This is a genomic window from Niastella soli, assembly GCF_017742245.1.
Classification (GTDB): Bacteria; Bacteroidota; Bacteroidia; order Chitinophagales; family Chitinophagaceae; genus Niastella; species Niastella soli.
Genome location: NZ_JAGHKO010000001.1, coordinates 697,687 through 720,839 on the forward strand (window position 1 = coordinate 697,687; position 23,153 = coordinate 720,839).

The window sequence follows — 23,153 nt, forward strand, 5'->3', positions numbered from 1 at the left end:
ATAGATTTAAAAAAGGCATTTTGATTGGTATCAAAATGCCTTGCAAATATAAAACCACGTAGGTCATTTCTTTAAAGCATCCCTGATCTCACGCAATAAAATTATGTCCTCGGGAGTAACCGGGGCGGCTGCTTCTTCTTTTTTCTTAAACCGGTTAATACCTTTCACTATAAGGAATAATATGAAAGCAACAATAAGGAACTTAATTACAGCTGATAAGAACTTGCCAATCTTAACGGCCCCGAGTATCGTAAACTTATCCAAGTCTTGCAGATTGGCTGCCTGCAAAGCAGGTTTTAATAACAAAGGAGTAATAACATCATCAACCAACGAACTAACAATACTACTGAATGCCGCGCCAATAATAACACCAATTGCCAGGTCAACTACGTTTCCCTTCAAGGCAAACTCTTTGAATTCTTTCATCATACCCATAAAATAGAGTTTTAGTTGTTAATGATATTTACAACTAATATATTAAATTTTTAAACCATTAGCCTCAAACGTACAATATTTCCCCATTACCCTTTTTTCAATCCGGGGTATTGCATATCCAGTTTCTGCAGTGTTTTTAAAAGGGCTTCTGCTATAACATGTTCTTTATACCAGTTTTGATCGGCGGGCACAATAGTCCAGGGCACATCGTTACAATATTCAAAACAATCTTCATAGGCCGCCATGTAATCATCCCATAATTTAGCTTCTTCAAAATCCCTTTCGTTGTACTTCCATTGTTTGGTAGGGTCGTGGATACGTTCCTGCAAGCGCTCCTGTTGCTCTTCGGGCGATATATGCAGATAGAATTTCAGGATGCGGGTATTATTATGTTCCTGTAGCAATTGCTCAAAATCATTGATGGCCTTCATACGTTTTTTGACCGTTTTTTCGTCGATCAATTTATGCACCCGGGTCACCAGCACATCTTCGTAATGCGAGCGGTTAAACAATTGAATAATGCCTTTTGGTGGGGCCACGCCATGTATCCGCCATAAAAAATCATGGCTGAATTCTTCGGCCGTTGGCACCTTGAATGAATGCACCCGTACCCCCTGGGGGTTCATACTTGTAAACACCTTTCTTACAACGCCGTCTTTTCCACTGGCATCCATCCCCTGCAATATTACCAGTATAGCATGCTGTGATTCGGCATATAACAAATTCTGTAGCTCATTGAGCTTTGCCAGTATACTGGCAAGATTTTCTTTTGTTTCCTCCTTGTTCCAGTCTTTGGGCGCCCGGGTACTGATTTCCTTTAATTTGATATTAGCCATGGAAATATGTTTCTTTAAATTATTACATTTTAAAGTTAATACCTGATTTTTGAACAAATTTTTGCATGTCAGTCAATAGGGCGGCTCTTACCAACGGGGTTGTATTTGTTTTACTATGCATCATCTGGGGAAGTTCTTTTATCCTGATGAAGGCGGGGATGGAATACTTAAATCCTTACCAGGTAGCTACCATCCGCATACTCAGCGCCGGGGTAGTGTTGTTGCCCGTAGCCATTCGCCAATGGAAAAATATTCCAGGCAATAAGCTGGGATATGTTTTTTTATCAGGAATATTGGGCAGTTTTATTCCTGCCTATTTGTTTTGTATTGCTGAAACAAAGATCGATAGTTCCCTGGCAGGCTTCCTTAATTCACTCACGCCTGTTTTTACCATCTTCACTGGTTTGCTGTTTTTTGGCCAGGTATTTCAACTGCATAAATTAACAGGTGTCTTAATAGCCATTAGCGGAATGGCGGTGCTGTTGTTTGCAAAGGGCATTGTAAATATTCAATATCTCTCCTATGCGGGTTTTGCATTAATGGCAACCGTTTTGTATGGCTTTAACATCAACCTCGTTGGGCGTCATTTAAAAGAAACCGGTTCCCTGGCCGTGGTAGCCGTAAGCTTTGCCTTATTGTTATTGCCCTGCCTGATCATACTTTGGTTTACGGGTTATTTCTCCCTGCCCCTTGCACAAAAAGGCTTTCTCTTTTCAAGCAGTGCTTCTTCTTTATTGGGTATTATGGGAACAGCCGTGGCCACTATTCTCTTTTATATTCTGATCAAAAGCTCCGGCGGTTTGTTTGCTTCTATGGTTACCTATGGCATTCCATTCGTTGCCTTATCGTGGGGATTGCTGGCAGGCGAAAGCATCAATGGTTGGCAAATACTGGGATTGGTGATCATTCTGGGAGGTGTGTATGTAACTACACGGTGGAAGAAGAAAGAGGTAGAAAGTAAGACGTAGGGCGTAAGAAAGAAGTTGATAAGTTGACAGGTTGATAAGGGAAAGCGGGGCCAGGTAAACAAAGAGAGACAGGGTGGAAGTAAGAAGCACAAGGCGAAGCGACGTAAAAGTAGGAAGTAGGCGGCAAGAAATTCGCGAGCTTCTTACATCCTACTTCTTACATCCTACTTCGGTATTATACAGTCATGATTTCCTTTTCTTTTGCGGCCAGGTGTTTATCAACCAGCGCAATGTAGCGATCGGTTGTCTCCTGGATGAACTTTTCAGCATCTTTGCACACATCTTCGCTCAACCCATTCTTTTGTAATTTTTTCACCTGCTCCATAGCGTCACGGCGAATATTACGAATGGCAACTTTTGAATGTTCACCTTCCCCCTGGGCTCTTTTCACCAGCTCTTTACGCCTTTCTTCAGTTAATGGCGGCATAAATAACCGGATCATATTACCGTCATTCTGTGGATTAATTCCAATATTGGCGGCAATAATGGCCCTTTCAATGGGCTGAAGCATATTTTTTTCCCAGGGCTGAATGGTTAAGGTACGCGCATCGGCTACCGAAACATTTCCAACCTGGCTAATTAGTGTAGGAGTTCCATAATAATCAACTACAATACCGTCAACCAAATTTGGATTGGCTTTACCGGCACGTACTTTCACTAATTCTGATTCCAGGTGACTAATGGCTTTGTCCATGCCCTCCTGGGCTAATTCCTTAATAATATTTAATTCATCTGACATAGGAAGAAATATTAAATGCCTGCAAACCTACTTAAATTTTTTGGCAATGGGTAAAAGGCTATGGGCATTAGACAATTGGCAACATGCCCTGCTTTGCAGATAACTGATACCGGTTACCAAATCCCGGTTACCGGGCCCTTATTGCAGATGTAAGAATATAGTTTAACAGTATATGAGCGGGATCATCCCGGTAATTGGCCGGCAACTAATTTTTATGCTCCAGAATGGTATCCGTGGTAAGTGGAACGATCTTGGAGTTTTTCATATCACCGTCGGTAGGCTCCAGTGCTTTGGCAACATACAGGCGTGCACGTGGCCGGGTATAATACAGGGCCGCAATGCCAGAAAAGAATACGATCAAAATGGCCAGAATGATCCAGGTACAACCCAGGTTACGTCCTGCATAGGCAGCCAGAATGAACAGTATATTTATTGACGCCAGTGTTAGGGTTATAAACCGGTGAGAATAGCCTCTGTCGAGCAACAGGTGATGAACGTGATTTCTATCGGGACTAAAAGGAGAACGGCGGTGAAAAGCTCTTATCGCAAACACCCGTAAGGTATCCATTAATGGTATTACCAGTATGGCAACACTAATAGCAGGTGATGCAAGAACAGGTATTGCTATATCAGTTTGATTGGCCACGCTGATGAATTTCACCACCAGAATGGCATTCACCAATCCAATAAGCAACGATCCCGTATCACCCATGAATATCTTTGCAGGTTGAAAATTGAATATGAGGAAGGCCATTAAACTGCCAGCCAATGAAAAGGCCAGTATCGAATAAGGCAGCATGTTAACCTGTAAGAAATAAAAACCAAAAACGGTAGACGCCATCAACCCCAATGTACCAGCGAGGCCATCGATGCCATCGATCAAATTAAATGAGTTGATGACAACAATAACGGTTAAGTAAGTCAATAACAGGCTGAACATTTCAGGTAATTCATGTATTCCCATAAAGCCATACATGCTTTTTATCTGAATATTGCCTTTATAAATGATGAGGAAAGCAGCGAGTACCTGGCCAATGAATTTTTTGATCGGTGATATGACAAGGATATCATCTTTCAAGCCCAGGAAAAAGATCACAAATGCTGCGGCAAAATAATATTGGAAGTCGAGTGCAGACTGGTAAGGAATGGCGATGAGACATGCCAGCATAAACCCGGCAAATATCCCAAGACCACCCAAAGAAGGAATAGGGCTTTGGTGCACTTTTCTTTCGTCAGGAATGTCAAATAATTTTTTCTGTTCTGCAACGGTAATAATTACCGGGATAGCTAAAAAGGTAATTGCAAATGAAATAGCTATTGAGAATAATACATCAAACATCAGCCTGATTTTGAGTCTTGGAATTATAATACGTGCTACCAATCGGGCCGGTTGGGGCTCACACACAACAAAGCACCGCAAATTACAGCGGATTTTCGGAATTCCAACTATTAATAACACTTACTTTCTATTCAGAATACCGTTTATAAAACGCATTTTGATATAAAAATATTGGGAAAGTTTAATTTGATTTATGTATACAAAACAATTGCTGTAGTTTTGCAACCAAATTTAAATCTTGCTATGCCAGCTTTAAAGGACATTGCTACACAAATTCGCAGGGATATAGTTCGTATGGTTCATGGTTGTGCCAGTGGGCACCCAGGGGGGTCATTGGGTTGTACAGAATACTTTACCGCGTTATACTTCAAGGTAATGAAGCATAACCCAAAGTTTGATATGGACGCCCGGAATGAAGATGTTTTCGTTTTATCGAACGGACATATTTCACCAGTATTTTATTCCACATTGGCCCGTGCGGGTTATTTCGAAGTAAAAGAACTGGCAACCTTTCGTAAATTAGACTCCCGCTTACAGGGTCACCCTGCTACCCATGAGCACCTGCCTGGTATTCGCATTGCCTCTGGTTCTCTTGGCCAGGGTATGAGCGTAGGCATAGGCGCTGCTTTGACTAAAAAACTCAATGGCGAGAATACTACAGTGTATACACTACATGGCGATGGTGAGCTCGATGAAGGACAGAATTGGGAAGCTATCATGTTTGCAGGCGCTAAAGGTGTAGATAATCTTATTTCAACTATTGACTGGAATGGTCAGCAAATTGATGGCCCTACTGATAAAGTAATGAAACTGGGTGACCTGGGTGCTAAATTCGAAGCTTTTGGCTGGGATGTAGTTCACCTGGATAAAGGAAATGATGTTGATGCTGTAGTTGCCGGTTTGGAAGAAGCCAAAAAACATACAGGCAAAGGCAAACCAGTAGTTGTTTTAATGAGAACAGTAATGGGCGCCGGTGTCGACTTCATGGAAGGCCACCACGAATGGCATGGTATTGCCCCCAATGATGAGCAACTGGCTTCCGCCCTTGCTCAATTACCTGAAACGCTTGGTGATTATTAATAAGAAGCTTTATTATATAAAAAGCCCTCCCGCGCATCGGGAGGGCTTTTTTGTTCGGTATAGATTCTAATTCACTACCTTTATAAGTAGTTAAAATTTATATATGTCCCGCATATACAGTGCGGTTTATATATTCTTGAGTTAAGGCTATCAGTTCTGTAACCCAAACAATACTGATGGTGCATGGATTATAATATAAAGATCATAAACAGTAAAACCGGGGATTATGTGCGGGTATACCTGACCTTAGCAGGAGGCCAAATCGACCTGCATCCATTACATGGAAAAGATGAGTTAAAAGAAAACGTGGAAGCATGCATGATCCTCGCTGATCACGGTTTTACAATAGAAATGTTACCCTTATTACAGGCAGAAGATGCGGATCTAAGAAAAAAATACTTACCAGATGTCTTCGGTAATAAAAATCCTGATGTACGAATAAATGGTCAACTCCTTGGAGACATAAAAACCCCGAATAAAGATTTACCGATAAAGAAATCTACAATTAGCAGGGAGATATATCTTGCAGCAAAGCAAAAAGTTGATATCGCTATTCTCAATTTATATGGACGTGATTATGCTGTTCAGGATATAAAAAAAGGAATTGTTGGCGCCTTACAACCCGATAGAAATAAAAGCATTTTGATAATATGGGTTATAACCAAAAACCGGAATCTGTTTACAATTACCAGACAGTGGGTGTTCAATGACTCTATTTACGAAAAACTTGCCCACCTCTAAAAACTGGGCGGCCGGTTACCCCATAAGAGTAACCGGCCGTCAGCGGAGGCACCGGGCCGCAACCCTGTGCGTTACAAATATATGAATTTTTACAAATAAGTACCCTTTGATAATACTTTATCCTTAAATCACTTATAACTCTAACCCTCAGCGCTTAACTCCTCAACTCAATAGGCTGCAGGGCTGCCTTACGCGATGGGAACCAGGAGGCCAGAAAGGCGACCAGTGACACGGTTAACAATACCAGCAGAAAATCTGTTCCCACCAGTTGTACCGGGTAATAATCAATTAAAAAAGTACCACCCTGAATAGCGATTATTTTGTACTTAACCTGGGCCCAACAGAATATGATCGCCAATATAACCCCGCCTACACAGCCAATAGTGGCTAACAGCAACCCTTCCGTCAAAAATATCTTTTGTATCAGTTTATTATTGGCGCCCATCGATTTCAACACCTGTATATCTTTTTGCTTTTCGAGCACCAGCATAGTAAGACTGCCTATCATTGTAAAAGCTGCCACAATAAGCATTAGGGTAAGTATGCCATAAATAGCCCATTTCTCCAGATTCATGACACTGTACAGACTTTGATTCTGTTCATACTTCGTTTCTACAGAATAGCTTACACCCAAAAATTGCTGTATTTCCTTTTGTACGTCTTTTTCATCAGTGCCATTTTGCAGGGCAAGCTCAACCCCGCTGTATTCATCAGGTTTCAGCCCCATCAACCCTTTCATAAAATCAAGATTGGTGATGGCGTATTTATTATCTATATCCTGCTGAATTAAAAAGGTACCTGAAGTAACGATCTTGGCAGCCTGTACCGACTGATAAGGATCAGCCGCGTTGAAGTTCATGCCCCGTTTAAAAGCATATACCGAAAGCGGGTAAAGATATTTATCGCTCTCGACGCCCACCGCATTTTCAACCCCATTACCAAGTACCAATGAAGGCTCATCTGCACTACCGGTTTGAAAATTACCACGGATCAGCTTCTGGGCCACCCCGCTCACCGATTCATAAGAAGTATCAACCCCTTTGAGATTAACGGGCACTACGACATCGCCATTGATCAATAATGTTTTCTCTTCCGCTACCAGGCTATAGGCACGCACGCCTTTTACCCCAGCAATTTTCTGCAATTGCTGCGGCGTAAGCATAATGGTCTTGCCCGATTTGGCGGAGATCTTTATATCTGGGTAGAACGAGGAATATAACGACTTTACCAGTCCTTCAAATCCGTTGAACACACTCAGTACTACAATAAAAGCAAACGTAATGCCCATAATGGCAACAATGCTTACCCATGCAATAACATTGATGGCATTGGTACTCTTTTTTGCTTTAAAATATCGCCAGGCAAAGAGGAAGTTCAATAGTTTGTGTTTTGGATACTGTAATTTGTTCTATTGCTGATTCTGATCGTTGTCTGTTGGATTGATCTTTTTGAACAATTCCTCCATTTTAAATACATGGTCCAGCGTATCATCGAGATAGAACTTCAGCTCGGGCATCCGGCGTAACTGTTTGGCCACACGGGCTGTAAGTTCCCTTTTTATTTCCCAGCCTCTTTCCTCGATCTTTTTCAGCGTGCTATCTGCATCCTTAACCTGAAACAAACTCAGGTAGATGCGGGCTTCCAACAGATCGGGCGTAAGCTTTACGGATGAAATGGAGACCATGCCTCCATCGATCATACTCAGCCCCAATCGCTGAAAAATTAAATTTAATTCTTCGTTTAGTAAACTTCCCACCTGTTTTTGGCGTTTCCCTTCTTGCATTTCCTTAACGGTTTAATAGCCGTAAAATTAGTTACTTTGCACCGTTTACTCATTATTTAACTGATTCATGAAGCGATTTTCAAGGATTTTCTTTTATCTCCGGAACCAGAAGGGAAAAATTGGATTATACTTAGTTTTCAACCTGTTATCTATTGTTTTCTCCCTGGTATCGATAACCTTGCTGGCTCCTTTTTTAACACTGCTGCTTAACCCGGAAACACCAGCTATGGCCCGGCCCACATGGGTTTTTAGTTCTGATGGAGTAATGGCCCAATTAAAATACGGCCTCTCCTACCTAAAAATTAACTACGGACCATTAAACGCACTGGCTGTTGTTTGTTTAACCATCATTATTACCATCTTATTTAAAAATCTTTTTTTATACCTCTCGTACCGCATGTTGATCCCGCTGCGTAACAGGATCATGACCAATTTTCGCGAAGACCTGTACAATAAAATACTGGTGCTACCAGTAAGTTATTTTACCGACCAACGCAAAGGCGATATGATGTCGCGCATGAGTAACGACATGAACGAAATTGAATGGTGCGTTGTGGGTACACTGGAAGGTTTGATCAAAGACCCGCTGAACATTATTATAGTACTGGCTACGCTTATTTTCTTAAGCCCCAAGTTATCACTGGTAATGCTGGTGTTGCTGCCGCTTGCCGGGTTTATCCTTGGCAAGGTTAGTAAAAGATTGAAAAGACAATCGGGCGATGCGCAGGAGCAGCAGGGTTTGTTGTTAAGTATCCTTGATGAAACCCTGGGTGGCCTGCGGGTGGTAAAAGCCTTCAATGCCGAAAAGCTGATGCGCGACCGTTTTTTTGGCACTAATAATCTGCTGAACAAACTACGCATTCAAATGGCGTTCAAGCGTGATCTGGCCTCCCCTATGTCTGAATTCCTGGGTATAATGATCTTCTGCATCATACTGGTGATCGGCGGCTATATGGTATTTACCCAAAAGGGAGGATTGACATCCGCAGCCTTTATCACCTACCTCGGCGTATTTTACAATATTATTCAGCCGGCTAAATCCCTCTCCCAGGCTTTTTATAATATGCGCCGCGGCGCTGCCGCCATTGAGCGTATTGAAGAGGTGTTAAACGCACCTGTTACCGTTAAAGAAGCCGAATCACCTCGTCATCTCGACAAATTTGAAAAGAACATAGAATTTAAAAATGTAACCTTCAAATATGACGATGTAACCATTCTCGACAACATCAACCTTACTATTGAAAAGGGTAAAACGGTTGCCCTGGTAGGTTCATCCGGCGCCGGTAAAAGTACCCTCGCCGACCTGGTACCCCGCTTTCACGATGCCACTATCGGAGAATTGCTGATCGATGGGGTTAACATAAAAGAATATTCGTTACTGTCGGTGCGTGATCAAATGGGTATTGTAACCCAGGAGCCCATCCTGTTCAACGATACCATTGCCGCCAATATTTCGCTGGGCAACCCCGTAGCCAATATTGCAGAAATTGAGCAGGCTGCCCAGGTGGCCAATGCCCACGATTTCATCATGAAAAAAGAAGAGAATTATCAAACCAATATAGGCGACCGCGGCAGCAAACTAAGTGGGGGCGAACGCCAACGCCTTACCATTGCCCGGGCCGTATTAAAAAACCCGCCCATTCTTATTCTTGACGAAGCCACTTCCTCTCTGGATACTGAAAGCGAACGCCTGGTTCAGGATGCCATCAATAAAATGATGGAGAACCGTACCAGCATTGTAATTGCGCATCGGTTAAGCACCATTCGCCACGCCGATGAAATTATCGTTTTGCAAAAAGGGAAGATCGTGGAACGCGGAACACATGATACCTTAATAAGTCAAAATGGCTTCTATAAGAAGTTAGTAGATATGCAGGAAGTGAAGTAGACGCCAGTTACCGGTTTCCGGTTACCCCGCCCCGCGGAGCGATCGGAAACTGGCAACCGGAAACTTTTCCTGATTTTCGGAAACCTCACCTTACCAATTGTCAATTGGTGAAACCATTCAGCCATGAAAACTTCGCCAAATTATCTAAATACCTAATTTTCGAGTCACAAATATTTAAACATACTACATGAAAAGGGCTGCTAAAAAGGGCAGGTTGTTGCCATGCCTGCTATTGATTGCTGTTTGTACCCATGCTCAAAAGCAGAATTACAGTTTCGACCAGATCTTCAAAAACGGTGAAACCAATGTTGTTAAACCATTACCTGTGGTGAAGGGCTGGGCAGACGATACCCATTATTTGCTTACGCAGAAAGAGGCCGACGGCCACACTACCACTACCATGGTAGATGTAAAGACCGGGAAATCAGTTCCCTATCCCGATATGGATGTAAGCCAGCTGATGCCTTCTGTAAACATCTCCGGCGGTATTAACATTACGTTCTCCCCCGATAAAAAATGGGCCGCCTACACCAAAAAAGATAATAACCTGTATTCATACAACGTAGCCGCTGATAAAGAAACCCAGTTGACTACCGATGGTACTGCCACTATTTTGAATGGTTACTCCAGCTGGGTCTACTATGAAGAGATCCTTGGCCGGGCTACCAGGTATAAAGCCTTCTGGTGGAGTAACGACAGCAAACACCTTTGCTTTATGCACTTCGACGAGTCACAGGTGCCGGTATTCCCTATCTATGTAGCAGAAGGTCAACATGGTTACCTGGAGAACACGCGCTACCCCAAAGCCGGTGATAAAAATCCTGAAGTTAAAATTGGCATCGCAGCTGTTGAAACCAGCAACGTTATCTGGGCCGACTTCAACGCCCAGGACGATCAGTATTTCGGCGCGCCGGCCTGGAGCCCCGATGGACAATTATGGGTTCAATGGATGAACCGTAAGCAAAACAACCTGAAGTTCTATAGCATCAATCCCACCGATGGTAATAAAAAAGAAGTGTATGACGAAAAGCAATCAACCTGGATAGACCTGGATGAAAGTGAACGCCTCACTTTTTTGCCTGCCGGTAAAGGTTGTATTGTAAAAAGTGATCGTGATGGCTGGGAAAACCTGTATTATTATGATACTAACGGCCAGTTAAAGAATGCTATTACCAATGGCAATTTCTGGGGCACCAGCATTGTAAAGATCGATAACAAAGCAAACGTTGTTTACTTCAGGGCTCGAAAAGAAAACTCAGCCCGGTTTGATTTTTATAAAGCAGGATTAGATGGAAAAGGACTTACCCGCCTGAGCTTTGGAGATTACAGCCATGACCTTGTTAGCGTTTCACCTAACGGTAGTTATTTCATTACCGGGTATTCAAACCTGAACACCCCGCCAGCCCTGGCCCTGGTTGATGCCAAAGGAAAAGTGATCAGAGAAGTGGCCAGCAGCAAGGGAAGCAGTTTCGATAATTATAACCTGCCCAAAAGTGAGTTGAAATATGTGACCTCCGCCGATGGTTTGTTTGAACTGCCGGTACAGATCACCTACCCCATCAATTTCGATCCTACAAAAAAATACCCGGTACTCGTCAGCATTTATGGTGGCCCCAATGCCGGTACTGTTTACGACCGCTGGCGACCTGCGGGTTCACCCGCCCAATGGTTTGCACAGGAGGGTCTGATACAGGTTGCTTTTGATAACCGCAGCAGCGGACATTTTGGAAAGAAAGGCCTGAATTATATTTTCCGTCAGTTAGGCAAATATGAGATTGAAGATTTTATGGCCTGCGGCCGTTGGTTAAAACGCCAGCCCTGGGTAGACAGCAGCAAGCTGTGTATTACCGGTGGCAGTTTTGGTGGTTATATGACCTGTATGGCCCTTACCTATGGCGCCGATGTATTCCCTTATGGCATTGCCAACTCATCGGTTACCGACTGGCAGTTTTATGATACGCATTATACCGAACGTTTCATGAACACCCCCCAGGATAACCCCGAAGGCTATAAGAACACCTCGGTTTTAACGTATGCCAATAAATACAAAGGGTTGTTGCGGATTGTACATGGCACTTCAGACGACAATGTGCATATGCAAAACAGTATGGTTTTCGTTAACAAGCTGGAGGATATGAAAAAGCATTTTGAGTTTATGATGTACCCTGGTGAGCGCCATAGTTTCGTAGGTGCCAAGAGACTTCACAACAGTTACGAAGCTTATAAATTCTATTATCAGTATTTGCTGGAGAAACCAATGCCGGCCGCATTCTGGGCGCCGGACAGTATACAAAAGAGCTTCTAGATATTAGTCAATGCTATCAGGTATAAAATGTAGAAGTAGGAAGTAAGAAGTAGGAAGTAAGAAGTATGAAATAGGAAGCTCGCGAACCTCTTACTTCTTACTTCATACTTCGGCTTCTCTAAATACAAAAGTCCCAACGGTTATCGCTGGGACTTTTTTATTTCTATTAGTTGATACGTTATTGGCATACAAGCGTCACTCCACTATTAGCAGAATGAAAATCAACCGATTAAGCAGACAACTATTTATTCATCATTTGCTTGGCCTCGATACTCAGGGTAGCGTGCGGTACCGCGCGTAACCTTGCTTTATCGATGAGCTTACCAGTAACCCGGCAAATACCGTACGTTTTGTTTTCGATGCGCATAAGAGCCTTTTCGAGGTGATCAATATAATTGATCTGGCGGCTGGCCATTTGGGCCAACTGCTCCCGTTCCATACTCATGCTGCCATCTTCCATGGTCATGTAGCGATTTTCGTTCTCATCGCCACCCATTTCATCTTTGCGGGTTATTAAACCTTGTAAATAAGTAAGTTCTTTTTTAGCCTGTTCTGCTTTTTTCAAGATCAGTTCTTTGAACTCGCCTAATTCGGCATCACTATATCTCATGGTTGGTCCTGTTTGAATGTTTTCTGGTTGATCTAATACTGATTTCGTGAATTCCGGTTCGTATCGACGCGATGTTTTTGTCTTTATTTCCGGAATCACCACTTTAACCGGTTTTGGAGGTTCCGGTTTTTTGGGTGGTGGGGGCGGAGGCATAACCGGTTCCGTTTTTTTAACTTCCACCTTTACTTCCGGTTTTTCGACTTTTACAGGAGCTTCAACTTTTTTTACTTCTTTTATTTCAATTGGTTTGGCAACAGGCTTGACCGCAGTATGCTCCGTAGCAGGTTTTGCATGTGCTTTTGCAGCAACCTGGTGGTGGGCAACGGCCGGGTGTTTGGCCGGAACTTTCTTTTCAACAGGTTTAACTGCCTTTTTTGCAGCAGGCTTAACATCCTTTTTAGCAACTACTTTTTTAGCAGCAGGTTTGGCTGCCCCTACGGCCGGACGGGCCGACTTTTTTGGGGCAATCGTTTTTTTTGCTGGCTTGGCCGCCTTTTTCTTGGTTGCCATACATTTACGCTTTTTTTGTAACGAACACTTTTATTGGAATATCGTTCACTTCAATTTCGGTGCCATCTGGTAATTCAGGTACTAGTACAAGTTCATCTGCCAAAATTTCCGCACAAATATATTTATTAAATTGGGCGATCGATTGGTTCAACTCCTGGTGTTCGGTTACTTTTACCAATATACGATCAGTGAGTTCAAAACCACTGTCTTTGCGGATCTTCTGGATACGGTTAACTAATTCGCGGGCATTTCCTTCGCTGACCAGTTCTGGGGACACGGTTACATCCAAAGCCACGGTGAGAGCATCTTTATTGGCCACCATCCACCCGGGGATATCTTCACTGGTGATCTCTACTTCATTAGTCTGTAATATTAAGGGTTCGTTGTCAATTTGCAATGAAATTGTGCCATCTTTTTCCAATTTGGCTATGTCTTCCTGCGTAAATTCGGCTAATGCTGCTGCTACAGCTTTCATTTTGCCCCCCAATTTCTTACCCAACACCGTATAATTAGGCTTTATCTTCTTTTTAATAAACCCGTTATCTTCAGTCAGGTATTCTATTTCTTTTACGTTCACTTCGCTTTTTATCAGGTCTTCCACCAGCCCTATCTGGTTTTTCATGTGTTTATTCAACACAGGGATCAGTACCTTTTGTAATGGCTGACGAACCTTGATATTCACTCTCTTACGCAATGATAATACCAACGAGGAGCTATCCTGGGCCAATTGCATACGTTCTTCCAGGGAAGCATCCACGGCAGCCGGGTTACTAACGGGGAAATCGGCATGGTGAACCGATTCTACCTTATGCCTGCCGGTTACTGCGTTCAGGTTCTGGAACAGCGCATCGCTAAAAAAGGGCGAAATGGGCGCCATCAGCTTCAACACGGTCTCCAGGCACTCGTATAGGGTTTGGTAGGCACAGATTTTATCGTGCTCATACTCCCCTTTCCAGAACCGGCGGCGGCACAGCCGTACATACCAGTTGCTAAGGTGCTCATCCATAAACTCTTCTATGGCCCGACCAGCCTGGGTAGGCTCGTAATCGTCCATATATTCAGTTACCTTTTTTATAAGGGTGTTCAGGGAAGAAAGGATCCAACGATCAATTTCAGGCCGTTGTTCCAGCGGTATATAGGCTTCTTTAAAAGCAAACCCATCTACATTGGCATACAGCGAAAAGAACTGGTAAGTATTATATAAGGTGCCGAAGAATTTACGCTGTACTTCCTTGATGCCTTCCAGGTCGAATTTCATGTTCTCCCAGGGTGAGGCATTAGTAATGAGGTACCAGCGGGTGGCATCGGCCCCATACGTCTCAATAGTCTTAAACGGATCAACCACATTGCCCAGGCGCTTACTCATTTTGTTTCCGTTCTTATCCAATACCAACCCGTTCGATACGCAGGTTTGGTAGGCAACAGAATCAAATAACAGACCAGCTATGGCATGCAGGGTATAGAACCAGCCGCGGGTTTGGTCAACCCCTTCGGCAATAAAGGAAGCCGGGTAGTTTTTGTTGAATGGCGCCTTGAATGGGTATGGGTCGCCGGCTTTCAATTTGTCATGATCGAGGCCCCATTGTGCGTAAGGCATAGCACCACTATCGAACCAAACGTCAATCAGGTCGGGTACCCGTTTCATGGGTTTGCCCGAATCGCTTACCAGGATGATCTCATCTACATAAGGTTTATGCAGATCGAGGTTGTTCATGAGTTTGGCATTGTTGGTACCCAATGCTTTATCAGCTTTGTCGGCCTCTTCTTTTAACTGTGGCACCGAACCAATACATTTCTCTTCGTTGCCATCTTCGGTTTTCCAGATGGGTAAGGCGGTACCCCAGAAACGGCTCCGGCTCAGGTTCCAGTCAACCATATTCTCGAGCCAGTTACCAAAACGGCCTTCACCGGTTGATTTGGGTTTCCAGTTGATGGTCTTATTCAGTGCCACCAATCTGTCTTTCACTGCGGTTGTTTTTATGAACCAGGCATCTAACGGATAGTATAACACCGGTTTATCGGTACGCCAGCAGTGGGGATAATTATGCTCATATTTTTCAACCTTGAAGGCGCGGTTCTCTTTTTTCAGCTTTACGCTGATGTCAACATTCACATCCACATAATCCTTCTCGTCTTTGTAGTTCTTTACGTACCGGTTGCTGAACTCGCCCAGTCCTTCAACGAACTTACCGGTGCGGTCAACCAGTACCAGTTTTTCCAGCTTACCGTATTTATTTACACCACTAAAGAAGCCGATATTATACTTGCTTCCAACCCTAAAGTCATCTGCGCCAAAATCCGGTGCAGTGTGTACCATACCGGTACCATCTTCCGTAGTAACGAAATCACCGATCAATACCCTGAAAGGTTTAGCTTCCGGGTTCAATGCTGTAATGGATTGCAGCGAATTAGCTTCAAATGGCAACAGTTGCTCATAACGGCAGCCTTCTATTTGCGCGCCCTTGAACTCGGTAAGTATTCTCCAGGGCAGGTGTTTATCGCCTTCTTTAAATTCCTCAAAACCGGTATTCTCGTTTTCAGGTTTAAAATATTTACCCACCAGGTCCTTGGCCAGCACCACGTTAACCGGTAAATGGGTATAAGGGTTAAAGGTTTGCACCAGCACATAGGTAATACGTCCACCTACCGTCAAGCCCAGGTTCGATGGCAGGGTCCAGGGTGTGGTCGTCCACGCCATGAAGAAAACCTCTTTGTTCTGATCTTTGATGGCATCAAACAGGAATTCAGACTTCGCATCCCGTACTGCCTTGAACATGGCCACAGCGCTGGTGTCTTTTACATTTCTATAGCAACCAGGCTGGTTCAGCTCGTGAGAGCTCAAACCGGTACCAGCGGCCGGTGAATAAGGTTGAATGCTTACGCTTTCATATAACAACCCTTTTTCATACATTTTGCTCAGCAGGTACCAAAGGGTCTCTATGTATTCATTTTTGAAGGTGATATAGGGATCGTTCAAATCAACCCAATAACCCATTTTCCTGGTGATGTCGTCCCATTTATCTTTATACCGCAGTACGGCCTCGCGGCATTTTTGATTGTATTCTTCAACAGAGATCTTTTTACCAATGTCCTCTTTAGTGATTCCCAGTTCTTTTTCTACCCCCAGCTCAATTGGCAGGCCATGGGTATCCCAGCCACCTTTGCGGTTCACCTGAAAACCCTGCATGGTTTTGTAGCGGCAAACCAGGTCCTTTAAAGTGCGGCTGATAACATGGTGAATACCCGGCATTCCATTAGCGCTGGGTGGTCCTTCATAAAATACAAAGGAAGGAGCGTCGTTGCGTAGCGACACACTTTTCTCAAATGCCTGGTTTTCATTCCATTTAGCTAACATTTCCTGTTCTATAACAGGCAAATTCAATTTCTGAAACTCTCTGTAGTTAACTGCCATATACTTCCGGGTAAATCTGTTTAAACACTGTTGTTTGGGGGCCGAAGAAAAATAGAGTACATTCCGCAGCCCGAAAAGTGTGCAAAGGTACTGAAAAGTTGGCGGGTTCCGGTTACCGGTCGCTTGTGCCCAGTTTACACTTCCTAGTTTTTAATGCATTATTCCGGATCCTATGTGCTTAGTTCGTAGGTTATTAGGTTTTATGATCGAAATTCCGGGTCCCAGGTTTGTAATGCCTTGATCCTGGCTCTTCCAACTTATCTCACCTTTACCTTCCTCTTTGATTAATACTATAACGAATGAACTAATGCATTTGATCACTGCAAAGCCTGCGACCGTATTTACTTAGGGTCAAATCAAAATCTTATTATAAGTTTTCATGAACCTGACAAGGAGGTAACCAGGACCTGACAAGGGTAAAGTCCCTGTTATGTCCCTGTTTGGTCCCTGTTAGGTCCTTGTTAGGTCCCTGTTAGGTCCACACTTATAGGCATACAAATCCCTACAATCGGCCTTGGTAATCCCATCAAAATCCCATAGCCTATGGCATTCTTATGGCATTCCTATGGGATTCTTATGGCATTATGACCGGTGAAATGGCCTGTTTTAGTATATCTGGAGTGAATCTGACTAGGATGTGACCGGGGTTTGGACAGGGAAACAGTCCCAAGACAACTACCAGCCAATATATAGACAAGCTCCTGACCATTTCCTGAGCATTCCCGCCACTCTACTACAACTCCACTACTTTCCATCTGCAACCTTCAAGCTTTCTTACTGGTATTCATGCCTCTATATTCTCGTTGTTTCAACACGATTTATACTAGTAGCAAAAACGCATGTTTTACCATTTATTTTTTTATTTATAATTCTTAAGAAAACGAGCTGTTTTGAAGTTATAGTTATACCATATCAGATAATTGAAACTTATCTGGGTAATATTGAAGTTGTTTGAAAGTCTTTTAACGCGTGGTAGGAATTTAAGCTAGGTTTTCCACAATTCTGACGTTTGGCATAATTTATGGAATTAAATAGGTGCTCTTTACAATACTAAAAATGTTGAAAATAATTGCGGCTTAAAATGTGTGATGAAGTGATTTTTGGTACGATATTTTCTAAGTATTAAGTCCTTAACACAAACGCTCTTAACAACGATTACTGTTTACCTCATTATATGAAAAACCTTTTCTACGGTTTAGGGTTTAGGGGTTAAAAAGGGGAGTAGTCCTGCTCCCCTTTCCTTTAAAATTCTAAGACTAAGGAAAGGTTTTTCTTTTTTACACCTTTTTGTAATCCGCTCCCTTCCCGTTTTTAATCTCTGGTTATGCCTGTGGAAAACCATCCAGGCAAAGTGCAGTGCCTACGAACGCAACCCGTTTTCGGGAGTAAAGACATTAGTGAAGTAAAACCTCCATCCAAGGAGGTTTTTTTATCGAATTATTTCTTTTTCATTCTAATGCGCTTGTAGATCTTGATCGCACTCATTAACACTACCACAAAACCAATCAGTCCTACCAGTCCCCACACCACACTCATATTTTGTTTTACTACGGCCAACATCACAATCGCAACCAGAAAGATAGTTGCAACTTCATTCCAGATACGCAGCTTTTGAGAACTGTATTTGAACACGCCATTCATTTGCTGTTTGTATATGGCATGCAGGGTAAAGTGATAAGCATATAACCCCACTACAAAAAATAGTTTTATTAATAACCATCCGGGTAACACGCCCAGTTGCCACCACATTAACGGACCAAAAATAAGTGTAAGGATGGCCGATGGCCAGGTAATACCAAACCAAAGGCGCTTGATCATTACGGTGAAATGTTTGCGCAGAATGCTTTTTTCCGGCTCGGCCATTTCCCCTGCTTCCGTATTGTATACAAAAAGCCGAACAATATAAAACATACCACTGAACCAGGTAACAATAAATACAATGTGAAGCGCCTTGATGTAGTTATACATAGGAACAAGTAATGTGCTATTTTGATGAGGTAACCCAACTCGCAATCGCCTTCACCCACATGGGATGTACATTCAAACAGGGGATCAGTGTCAATGATTCACCGCCTGATGCTATAAAGGATTCTTTGCCCTGTTCGGCTATTTCTTCCAGGGTTTCCAGACAATCACTCACAAAAGCCGGACAAGCTATCAGTAATTTTTTTACGCCTTCTGCCGGAAATTCGGTCAGTCGTTTTGCGGTATATGGTTTTAACCATTCATCTCTGCCCAGGCGTGACTGAAATGCATAGCTGTACTTCCCTTCGGGGATCTGCAGCATTTCAACCATTTTTTTGGTGGTGAACAAACATTGATGCCGGTAACAATACTTGTGCGCTTCGCTATTTACCTCACAACAATTATCAACCTTTAAGCAATGCTGTCCTGTTGGGTCAGTTTTATGCACATGCCGCTCGGGAATGCCATGATAACTGAATACTATATGATCATATTCCTGTTGTAAGTAGGGCTTAATGCTATCAGCCAAAGAATCGAGGTACAGGGTATTATCGTAAAAAGGAGGAATAATAGTCAGCTTGAAAGAATACTTTCCTTTCTTGTGCGCTTCTTTTGCGTATTCCACTGCTGTTTCATAACTGCTCAACGCATAATGTGGGTACAAAGGCACCAACACCACTTCTTCGAGGTCAGGATTTTTTTCCAACAGCTCATCATAGGCTGTCCAGGGTGCCGGTGAGCCATACCGCATGGCCAGGACCACCGGTTCGGTTACCTGTTGTTGCAACGCCACTTGTAATTGTTTGCTCAACACCATTAAAGGAGAACCTTCTTTCGTCCAGATAGTAGAATAGGCATGGGCCGATTTGGGTGCCCGGAATGGAACAATGAGGCCTTTCACCAATAATAACCGGCTCAGGTAGGGCATGTCGATCACCCGTTCATCCATCAAAAACTCATTCAAATACCGGCGCACGTCTTTTACCTGCGTTGAATCGGGTGAGCCCAGATTCATTAAAACAATACCTTTTTTTGTTGTTGTCATAATAATTGGGTGCAAAATTAATCAGGTTAACAACTTAAAAATCAAATTTATTTGGATCGGCTGCCTGGTTAACTGTTCGCATGCTTTTTACTACCCGATGACATAGAAATCAGCCTCAATGGTACCTCTTTGCCTCCTTAGCGCCCAAGATCCGAAAATCGCCATGTTGGCAGTTGAAATTCAGTTCATTGACAGTATGTACGGTTCTACCAAAACAAACGTTCGCAAAAACCCTCAATTCATTCCGTGAAAAGATCAATGAATTTCCTCATATGCTCAGATGATGATAATCAGACAGTAAAATGACAGAGTAATGACAGACATATTAGGACAATGACGAGTCCGAAAGTATTTTTGCAGTGTCATCTCAGAATTCAGTATTCATGCACGGAAACAGTACCAAGGATATTACAAAGTTTTATATAGCCGGGATCAATTACAAAAAATCCGATGCTGCGATAAGAGGTCAATTTGCAGTGAGTAATGATCAATACGCTACCCTACTTTCCAAAGCCCCCGAATTTGGTTTGCATGAGTTATTTGTTTTAAGCACCTGCAACCGTACCGAAATATATGGTTTTGCAGAAAGTGCCGATCAACTGATCAACCTCCTGTGCACCCAAACCGAAGGAAACGCTTCTACTTTCACCCAATTAGCATACGTAAAAAAAGGACTGGCAGCCATAGAGCATCTTTTCTCTGTAGCGGCCGGTATCGACTCCCAGATATTAGGTGATTACGAAATAGTAGGCCAAATAAAGCAGGCAGTGAAATTCAGCAAAGAACATGGCTTTACCGAAACCTTCATGGAACGGCTGGTAAACTGTGTGCTGCAATCTTCAAAAGCCATCAAGAACCAAACCAACCTCAGCGGTGGTACTGTTTCGGTTTCCTTTGCTGCGGTTCAATACATCCGGGAAAAAATAACCGACGTCTCCAACAAAAAGATATTGTTGCTGGGTGTTGGTAAAATTGGTCGCAATACCTGTAAGAATCTGGTCGATTACCTGGATGCCGATCACATTACACTTATCAACCGCTCTCCCGATAAAGCCGCTCAACTGGCAGAGGAGCTTGACCTGCATCACGCTCCCTTATCAGAACTGGCCGAAAAAATAGAAACCTCCGACATCATTCTGGTAGCTACCAATTCGGCAGAACCCACCATAAAGAAATCGCACCTGCAAGGCAAGGGCGAAAAACTCATCATCGACCTGTCGGTCCCTTTCAATGTGGAAGAGGGCGCCCAGGAACTGCCTAACGTGCACCTGGTGAATGTAGATGAGTTGTCGAAACTGAAAGACGAAACCCTGCAAATGCGGGAAGCTGAAGTGCCCAGGGCCATGGCCATCATAAAGGAACACATCGATGAGTTTCTGGAATGGTTCGAAATGCGCAAGCATGTACCGGTTTTCAAAGCCGTTAAAACCAAATTAAAAGAGATCCAGACCTTTCCATCATACATTAGACTTTCACCCGAAGTAGCTACGCGCCAAACTATAAACGCCGACGAGAAAATACAACGTGTAATAAATGGCATGGCTTCTAAAATGCGCCAGAATAACCAACGTGGCTGTTATTATATAGAAGCTATCAATGAGTTCATTGCACCATCGAATTAACGGCAAATCCCGACAACTCGGGACGGGCTGGCAGACAGCAGACGGCAGACGCTCCCTATGAGCCGAGCCCAAACCCTGCAATCCAGGGAGATCGCGTAATTGTCAGCCTCAAAAATGATTAGGCTACCGATAATTTTTAGAAAAAATTAATCAGGTTTCCTTTTCACGTTTCACGTTTGCCGTTTCACGATTAGTTAGTTTTGCAAAAATTGAACAAGCACTGATGAATAAAGTGATCCGCATAGGGACAAGAGAAAGTCAGCTCGCGGTATGGCAGGCCACACAGGTACAAAACCTGCTGGGGCAGCATGGCATTACTGCTGAACTGGTATATATAAAAAGTGAAGGAGATATTGATCTCAAAACTCCTTTATACGAAATGGGTGTACAGGGCATTTTTACCCGCAGCCTCGATATTGCCCTGCTTAGTGAACGTATAGATATTGCGGTACATTCCATGAAAGATGTACCCACGCAACTGCCAAAGGGAATTATTACTTCGGCAGTTTTGAAAAGAGCTTCTTATAAAGATTTATTAGTTTACAAGGGCGATCTTCCTGCCATTCTTAGTGAGCAGGGAAATGGCGCGAGCCACTCACCACTCACCACTCACCACTCACCATTGACCGTCGCTACCAGCAGCATTCGTCGCAAGGCACAATGGCTGAACCGGTACCCACACCATACCATCGACAACCTGCGTGGCAATGTAAATACCCGATTAAAAAAACTGGCCGAGAGTCACTGGAACGGCGCCATCTTTGCCGCTGCCGGTCTGGAAAGGATCGGTTTGCGTCCTGAACAATCTATTGAACTGGATTGGATGCTACCAGCACCCGCCCAGGGTGCCATTGTAGTGGCTTGCCGTGAAAATGATCAATATGCTTTTGAAGCCTGTCAATTGTTCAACGATACGGATACCGCGCTGTGCACGGCCATTGAACGAGACTTTTTACGGGCATTACTGGGCGGTTGTTCCACCCCTATCAGCGGATTGGCAACCGTCGTAAATGACCAGGTCCATTTTGAAGGCAACATTCTTTCATTAGACGGAAAAGAGAAAGCAACCATCCAAAAAACAATAACAGTCGCTAAGAGTAACAACCTGGGCAGTATTGCCGCCAGGGAATTATTGGAAAACGGCGGCCAGGCAATTGCAGACCAGATCCGAAATGGCAAATAAGATCTCCATATTAAGCACAAGGCCTTTGGAAACGGTTTTGCTCTTAGCAGCCAAGGCAAAGGATATTCAGATAGATGTTGTATCGTTCATTGACACGTCACCTGCACAAACAACCGGTATCAAAGAAGAGATCGGCAAAATAATAAATCAACCAGCCGCCGTGGTGTTTACCAGCATGAATGCAGTAAGTACCGTTGCGGCCTATTTAAATGGAGAAACGCCCGACTGGAATATTTTCTGTATCGGGAATACCACCCGCCAGTTGGCCGCCCGGTATTTTGGCGATCAATCGATACACACGGTTGGCAACAACGCAGCAGAACTGGCTGATAAAATAATCAACAGTACACAAATTAAGCAGGTAGTTTTTTTCTGTGGCGATCAGCGTCGGGAAGAGCTGCCCGGCAAACTGCGGCAAAACGGAATTGCGGTACAGGAAGTGATCGTTTACCATACCATCAGCACGCCCCATAAAATTGACAAAGCGTATGATGGTATTTTATTTTTTAGTCCGAGCGCAGTACAAAGTTTCTTTTACGCCAATGCCGTACCCACCACAACGGTGTTGTTTGCCATTGGTCAAACAACGGCTGACGCGATAAAATCATTTACCAATAACCTGATCATAGAATCTGAACGGCCTGGTAAAGAAGAACTGGTAAAGAAAATGTTTCAATTTTTTAAAAAGTAAC

The 23,153-nt window shown here is 43.4% G+C and carries 18 protein-coding genes; 8 read left to right on the forward strand and 10 right to left on the reverse strand.

Annotated features, from left to right (window positions below):
* Nucleotides 1-63: 63 nt before the first annotated feature.
* Both mscL and J7I42_RS02655 read right to left on the reverse strand, forming a co-directional pair.
* A complete protein-coding gene (gene mscL, locus J7I42_RS02650; protein ID WP_209137221.1) occupies nucleotides 64-429 on the reverse strand; it encodes a large conductance mechanosensitive channel protein MscL in 366 nt (121 codons plus the stop codon).
* A gap of 92 nt (nucleotides 430-521) precedes the next feature.
* Complete coding sequence (locus J7I42_RS02655; protein WP_209137222.1) at nucleotides 522-1,271, reverse strand: PPK2 family polyphosphate kinase; 750 nt, start codon at nucleotides 1,269-1,271, stop codon at nucleotides 522-524.
* Nucleotides 1,272-1,336: 65 nt separating this feature from the next.
* Here J7I42_RS02655 and J7I42_RS02660 point away from each other — a divergent pair, with 65 nt between their 5' ends.
* Complete coding sequence (locus J7I42_RS02660) at nucleotides 1,337-2,239, forward strand: DMT family transporter (RefSeq protein WP_209137223.1); 903 nt, start codon at nucleotides 1,337-1,339, stop codon at nucleotides 2,237-2,239.
* A gap of 175 nt (nucleotides 2,240-2,414) precedes the next feature.
* On the opposite strand, the gene frr is transcribed toward J7I42_RS02660, so the two are convergent.
* Both frr and J7I42_RS02670 read right to left on the reverse strand, forming a co-directional pair.
* Nucleotides 2,415-2,978 (reverse strand): ribosome recycling factor, encoded by a 564-nt coding sequence (gene frr, locus J7I42_RS02665; protein WP_209137224.1) that lies wholly within the window; start codon nucleotides 2,976-2,978, stop codon nucleotides 2,415-2,417.
* Nucleotides 2,979-3,183: 205 nt separating this feature from the next.
* Nucleotides 3,184-4,317, reverse strand: coding sequence for an MraY family glycosyltransferase (locus tag J7I42_RS02670; protein ID WP_209137225.1), 1,134 nt, complete (start codon nucleotides 4,315-4,317; stop codon nucleotides 3,184-3,186).
* A gap of 243 nt (nucleotides 4,318-4,560) precedes the next feature.
* Here J7I42_RS02670 and J7I42_RS02675 point away from each other — a divergent pair, with 243 nt between their 5' ends.
* Nucleotides 4,561-5,397 carry a transketolase gene (locus tag J7I42_RS02675; RefSeq protein WP_209137226.1) on the forward strand — a complete coding sequence of 279 codons (837 nt, stop codon included), beginning with the start codon at nucleotides 4,561-4,563 and terminating at the stop codon, nucleotides 5,395-5,397.
* Between the two features lie 183 nt (nucleotides 5,398-5,580).
* Nucleotides 5,581-6,138, forward strand: a complete 558-nt coding sequence (locus J7I42_RS02680) for a CdiA C-terminal domain-containing protein (RefSeq protein ID WP_209137227.1) — start codon at nucleotides 5,581-5,583, stop codon at nucleotides 6,136-6,138.
* A gap of 154 nt (nucleotides 6,139-6,292) precedes the next feature.
* Here the strand turns inward: J7I42_RS02680 and J7I42_RS02685 are convergent, their stop codons facing one another.
* Nucleotides 6,293-7,516 carry an FtsX-like permease family protein gene (locus tag J7I42_RS02685; RefSeq protein ID WP_209137228.1) on the reverse strand — a complete coding sequence of 408 codons (1,224 nt, stop codon included), beginning with the start codon at nucleotides 7,514-7,516 and terminating at the stop codon, nucleotides 6,293-6,295.
* Between the two features lie 30 nt (nucleotides 7,517-7,546).
* Nucleotides 7,547-7,921, reverse strand: coding sequence for a 30S ribosome-binding factor RbfA (rbfA, locus tag J7I42_RS02690; RefSeq protein WP_209137229.1), 375 nt, complete (start codon nucleotides 7,919-7,921; stop codon nucleotides 7,547-7,549).
* Nucleotides 7,922-7,988: 67 nt separating this feature from the next.
* Here rbfA and J7I42_RS02695 point away from each other — a divergent pair, with 67 nt between their 5' ends.
* Together J7I42_RS02695 and J7I42_RS02700 are read left to right on the forward strand one after the other, a co-directional pair.
* A complete protein-coding gene (locus J7I42_RS02695; protein ID WP_209137230.1) occupies nucleotides 7,989-9,809 on the forward strand; it encodes an ABC transporter ATP-binding protein in 1,821 nt (606 codons plus the stop codon).
* A gap of 187 nt (nucleotides 9,810-9,996) precedes the next feature.
* Nucleotides 9,997-12,114 carry a S9 family peptidase gene (locus tag J7I42_RS02700; RefSeq protein WP_209137231.1) on the forward strand — a complete coding sequence of 706 codons (2,118 nt, stop codon included), beginning with the start codon at nucleotides 9,997-9,999 and terminating at the stop codon, nucleotides 12,112-12,114.
* A 241-nt stretch (nucleotides 12,115-12,355) separates the two neighbouring features.
* On the opposite strand, the gene J7I42_RS35010 is transcribed toward J7I42_RS02700, so the two are convergent.
* The 4 genes from J7I42_RS35010 to hemH form a co-directional block, all read right to left on the reverse strand.
* Complete coding sequence (locus J7I42_RS35010) at nucleotides 12,356-13,234, reverse strand: TraR/DksA family transcriptional regulator (protein ID WP_236065383.1); 879 nt, start codon at nucleotides 13,232-13,234, stop codon at nucleotides 12,356-12,358.
* Between the two features lie 4 nt (nucleotides 13,235-13,238).
* Nucleotides 13,239-16,646: an isoleucine--tRNA ligase gene (gene ileS, locus J7I42_RS02710; RefSeq protein ID WP_209137232.1), complete on the reverse strand. Its 3,408-nt coding sequence runs from the start codon at nucleotides 16,644-16,646 to the stop codon at nucleotides 13,239-13,241.
* Between the two features lie 1,437 nt (nucleotides 16,647-18,083).
* Nucleotides 18,084-18,614 (reverse strand): CopD family protein, encoded by a 531-nt coding sequence (locus tag J7I42_RS02715; protein ID WP_209137233.1) that lies wholly within the window; start codon nucleotides 18,612-18,614, stop codon nucleotides 18,084-18,086.
* A gap of 16 nt (nucleotides 18,615-18,630) precedes the next feature.
* Nucleotides 18,631-19,656 carry a ferrochelatase gene (gene hemH / locus J7I42_RS02720; protein ID WP_209137234.1) on the reverse strand — a complete coding sequence of 342 codons (1,026 nt, stop codon included), beginning with the start codon at nucleotides 19,654-19,656 and terminating at the stop codon, nucleotides 18,631-18,633.
* 383 nt (nucleotides 19,657-20,039) lie between these two features.
* Between hemH and hemA the strand changes: the two genes are divergently transcribed.
* From hemA to J7I42_RS02735, 3 genes are all read left to right on the forward strand, one after another.
* Complete coding sequence (gene hemA / locus J7I42_RS02725; protein WP_209137235.1) at nucleotides 20,040-21,278, forward strand: glutamyl-tRNA reductase; 1,239 nt, start codon at nucleotides 20,040-20,042, stop codon at nucleotides 21,276-21,278.
* A gap of 223 nt (nucleotides 21,279-21,501) precedes the next feature.
* On the forward strand, nucleotides 21,502-22,461 hold the full coding sequence (gene hemC, locus J7I42_RS02730; RefSeq protein WP_209137236.1) for a hydroxymethylbilane synthase: 960 nt from the start codon (nucleotides 21,502-21,504) through the stop codon (nucleotides 22,459-22,461).
* Nucleotides 22,451-23,152 carry a uroporphyrinogen-III synthase gene (locus J7I42_RS02735; protein WP_209137237.1) on the forward strand — a complete coding sequence of 234 codons (702 nt, stop codon included), beginning with the start codon at nucleotides 22,451-22,453 and terminating at the stop codon, nucleotides 23,150-23,152. Before hemC ends, J7I42_RS02735 begins: the two co-directional genes overlap by 11 nt.
* Nucleotide 23,153 lies beyond the last annotated feature (1 nt).